This is a genomic window from Desulfopila aestuarii DSM 18488 (genome assembly GCF_900143695.1).
Taxonomy (GTDB): Bacteria; Desulfobacterota; Desulfobulbia; order Desulfobulbales; family Desulfocapsaceae; genus Desulfopila; species Desulfopila aestuarii.
Window position 1 is genome coordinate 1 of the sequence record NZ_FRFE01000082.1, and the last position, 4,452, is coordinate 4,452.

The 4,452-nt window shown below is 41.7% G+C and carries 4 protein-coding genes and 1 pseudogene; 1 reads left to right on the forward strand and 4 read right to left on the reverse strand.

The features are described from left to right. Positions 1–144, forward strand: a pseudogene (locus tag BUF15_RS28655) (IS256 family transposase); the annotation flags it as partial. A 494-nt stretch (positions 145–638) separates the two neighbouring features. On the opposite strand, the gene BUF15_RS26290 reads toward BUF15_RS28655, so the two are convergent. The 4 genes from BUF15_RS26290 to BUF15_RS26305 all read right to left on the reverse strand — a co-directional run. Then, positions 639–1,544: an acyltransferase gene (locus BUF15_RS26290; protein WP_073617328.1), complete on the reverse strand. Its 906-nt coding sequence runs from the start codon at positions 1,542–1,544 to the stop codon at positions 639–641. Between the two features lie 984 nt (positions 1,545–2,528). Beyond that, positions 2,529–3,494, reverse strand: a complete 966-nt coding sequence (locus tag BUF15_RS26295) for a pyridoxal-phosphate dependent enzyme (protein ID WP_159441402.1) — start codon at positions 3,492–3,494, stop codon at positions 2,529–2,531. A 101-nt stretch (positions 3,495–3,595) separates the two neighbouring features. Next, complete coding sequence (locus tag BUF15_RS26300; protein WP_073617330.1) at positions 3,596–4,114, reverse strand: Shedu anti-phage system protein SduA domain-containing protein; 519 nt, start codon at positions 4,112–4,114, stop codon at positions 3,596–3,598. A 145-nt stretch (positions 4,115–4,259) separates the two neighbouring features. Then, the coding region (locus BUF15_RS26305; RefSeq protein WP_200802502.1) for a transposase at positions 4,260–4,452 on the reverse strand (193 nt) is incomplete at its 5' end.

Here is a 4,452-nt window from a genome sequence, read left to right on the forward strand (position 1 = left end):
CTCGGCCAGAGCGCTCAGAAGAAATGGCGTCGGCTAAGGGGATTCAAGCTGCTTGCTGAGGTCATTCGAGGGGTGAGATTCAAGGATGGCGAGAGGGTTGAACCAGTAAAAGAAGGTGAGCTGAACAAGGTGGTCAATATCTAAGAATGATTCTTCAAACACCAGACTTGACTATAACTCCTCGCTTGTGATTGGGTTCATTATATTTCGTCCAACAAGTTGTTTAACAGAATGATGGCAATGTGTTCATAAATGTTGTCGACCTTCCTCCGAAAGTCAAAAAATTTCCTCCGTATTTCCAGTTATAGGAGCTATATGGACTACTACGGTTCGCATATACAGTGATAATGTCGACACGCAATCACAGGATCTCTCCAGACTTGCTGATCAGCTTGCATTGATAGTCAACCAATTCAAACTCTAATCTTGATATTTTAACAGCTTAGCATGATGCTTTTCAAGTTTTGTAGACCCAGTCAACTCCTATAAACGATTGAGAGGGATGAGGTGAGGTAATCACCCTCACCTCATCCCTCTCATTGAACCGTACGTACGAGCCTTACATTTATTCTCGTTTAATGTGGGTCCATATTAAAAGCTATTGAAGGTTTGAGGGTACATAATGCGGTCTGCTACAACTAGCTACCTGGTTGTTGATGGAGTTGATCCAAAAGGGCATCCTTCTCCTGCCAGAGTTGGGTTACCCATTGCTGGAATTCATTTCGAAAAGTTTCATCTTCACGATAATTACGATTAAGAAACTGCTCAGGGATTGGCTTTTGCTGGACGCGGACACGAAGCCTATCAACTTTACCGCACATAAAATCCCAAAAAGAAGGTTGCTCGTGCTTAGGGTATGCGATGGTAACATCGAGTAAAGCATTGAGGTTGTCACCCATAGTACCAACAACAAAAGCAATACCACCAGCCTTAGGTTTTAGCAGCCATTTGTAAGGAGAATTCTGTTCTTGATGCTTTTCAGCATTAAAGCGTGTGCCTTCCAGAAAATTAAAAACAGCGACAGGTATGTATTTAAACTTTTCACAAGCACGTTGAGTACTCTCAAAATCCTTCCCTCGTTTGTGGGGATACTTCTCAAGATATTCCTTACTGTAACGCTTCATAAATGGGAAATCCAAAGCCCACCAGCAGAGTCCTATTACTGGCACCCAAATCAATTGTCGCTTAAGGAAAAACTTGAGCATTGGAATTTTGCGGTTAAGTAGATGTTGAAGAATAAGTATGTCAGCCCAGGATTGATGATTAGAAGACACCAGGTACCATTGTTTTTTGTCAAGCTGTTCAATTCCCACAACATCCCACTGCATCTGTTGAGTCAGCTTCATCCACAAAGAATTAAAAGAAATCCATAGCTCCGCAATCCGGATTCCAGCAGCAGTACAGCTGCGTTGCCAGCCCTGCAGGGGAATAATAAACCGCAGTAGGGAAATTGTGATTAAAAGCGGTCCCAGCAGTAAGGTGTTCGCGACCAACAGACAGCTAGCAACAATGCCACGGATTGTTGGTGGTAAAAACGATAACATTGATTACTCTCCCTAGAACACGAAAATTATTACTAGTCGAATTCGTCAAATCTCCTTGGTTTAAGAGGGAATAAAGATCTACAATCCCAGCTTTTTCATAGTCGCTGCCAATGGTATACGACCTTCAATTTTGTCTGTAATTCAGATAAAGATCAAGATTGTAAAAGAATATTCGCGACTCTACCCTTATGTGATTACAAAACCTGAAATAATGTTTCAAGTAAAAGCTGGAGCCTTCTCAATCAGGTGGATAGAAAGTCTACATGGATAGGTGTCAAGCGGGGCGGATTTTGTCACGCATATCAGGAAAGTATACGTAATAAAGCCAAGTGCATGATGTGTCAGAGATGAACGAAGAGAACAAACTGTGGGACTATCATCGTTGAACGAAAAATTTGCGAAATTGCAAATTTTCCGATTTTAACATTTCGCCTTCTCTATCAGACCTCTTTCCGAGCTGTATATTACTCAGAGGAAAAAGCAGATTAAGGGAGATCGCTTACTGCCTTCTGGGTGTATACCTATCATCGTCCTGCAGTCTTGCTATGGCAGGGTCGATTTAACGTTAAGAAAGTCAAGATGACATTGCTATGTGGATAGCATATGCGTAATTTTATTAATTCACATTACGAGTTATAGATTTCCGTAACTAAAGTTTTAAACCATGCAGGTTTTTCAAGTATAACATAGATTAACATAAGAGCGGTAAAAGGTATCGGGATAATCATGTCTATCAAAGCAAGTATTGACAAATAAATTATTATTTTTGTGGTTGTTTTCATAATAGTTACCTGTAAATAGTTTTCCCAGATCCGAAATAATTAAACTAGATAGGAGGTATATGGCATTTTACCGCCGATGTCATAGGCATTCAGAGCTATTAAAACTTCAAAAACTAAGATAATTTTTAACTTTCCAAAATTTGTCAAAAGCGGTATGGCTCTGGCTGTCCGCTGAACTGACATGTTCGGTATTCAGGCAGCACTAGTAGTACAGTCCTGCGTTTCCACCTGTGTGGATAAATAATACAGGTCCACCTCCGAACCTCTTATTTTCTGAATAATCTAACAATGCAGCGGCCGCTTTGCCTGTGTACGCCGGATCTAAAAAAATACCTTCAAGATTAGCAAAGACCTTCGACGCTATCTCACCTTCCTTAGAAGCTTGGGCGTAACCTGGACCAACGAAGCTGTCATTGACGATGATTTTACTGTGGTCCACCTGTCTATCCAGCAGTTGCGCCGTAGATTGTGCAAGTTTGCAAACTATCTCAGACTGCTCACTCGTGGTTCTGGAGGCACTGATACCAAGAACCTGAGTTTCGTAACTGGCGATACACTGTCCCACAACAAGTCCTGCCTGCGTTCCCGCGGAACTAGTGGAATGCACAATGTGTGAAAAATAAACGCCGGTTCGTTCTGAAAATTCACGGATTTCGTCAAAAGCATTCACATAGCTGAGCGCTCCGATGGTATCGCTTCCTCCCGGATGCAGAACATAGACATTCTCTCCTTGAGCCCTCAGGGACGCAACCAAAGATTCCTGACAGTTTACCAACGCAGCCGTGTCGTCTATTTCATAATGTAGCTTAGCGCCCCACTTTGCAAAGACGGATTGGCTCAATGGATTCTGATCAGATTCGGTACCTGGCAGGATCACGTGAAAATGTAACCCACAAGCAGCTGCCCCAGCAGCGGCATTTCGGCTGAAGCTTGTAGCTTTAATGGTGATCAAGGTAGTTGCTTTATGGGCGAGCGCATCTCCAATGAGAAAGTCTACTTTCCGCGTCTTGTTCCCACCAAGGCCAAATCCGGTAAGATCATCGCGTAATACATATATTTCCTTATTAAACCGTAACGACAAACGAGGAAGTCGGTGGATGATTGCTGGTATTTGAATGAGGTCTGCACGTTTATGAATGGCGAGACAATTTGATATGCTGTTGGTCAATTTGGTTATTCTCCTATGCCCAACGTCGTGATCAGCGGTGGCGCCAATGAACTTGCAGCGTCAGCGCCTCCTACGTTAACGCCATCCGCTGAATTAAATGGTTAAATGCTTTTTGTCTCTTTGCTTGTTTTAACTACTGGTTTTTCGATAATATTCCTATGTACGGTTTTTGCAGTTTCGATTAGTTCATCATAAGTAATTATTTTGATATGACCTCTTCTGCTATGATTCTCTTCCGATAATCTTTTACTCTCAATATCTGAAAGATCAGAACTTCTTCCAATTACAACAAGTCCTTCAGGGTGTTTGATGCCGGGAAGTTTTTTTTGAGCATAATGAAGATTATCCGAAACCCATGCCTGGAAATCTCTTACTTGAGAAACAGCCTCGACCAGGCTTGAAGAAAAGGAGCCGTTTTTGTTAAACAATTTGTCAGTAGAATTCTCTATTTCCACTAATATATATTGGTTATTTGTACGCCTTACTACATAGTCAGTAATGAAGTCATTGCCTAGTTGTTGTTTTGAGAATAGCTCATTGACAAACGGATCGAGAAGAACTGGATGTTTAGTTAATAATTGCTGAATATCTTCTTCTTTTTTGGGATTATTGGTTATCAAATTCTCAAATTCAGCAATTATTGATGAATTTAGAATTAGCTGATTATCTACAGTAAGTATCCACCGGCAAAGCCGGTGGCTTTAGATTTTGGACCGCTCAAAGCGGTATGTTAAACAAATTTACTGACCACCATTGGGTGGTCGCTTATTTAAAGAGCGATAGCTGTTCCACACGATGGTCTTCTTTTTCTTGTTCCCGGATATATGCCCGAACAACCTCTTCGTCGGTGCCGACAGTTGAGACAAAATAACCCCGTGCCCAAAAGTGCATCCCACTGTAGTTCTTCTTCTGCCCAAGGTAGTTTCGTGCAATGTGGATTGCGCTCTTTCCTTTCATA

Bases quoted from the DNA above. Each gene is read 5' to 3' on its own strand.
- BUF15_RS26290 (WP_073617328.1), bottom strand. From the start codon at position 1,544: ATGTTATCGTTTTTACCACCAACAATCCGTGGCATTGTTGCTAGCTGT.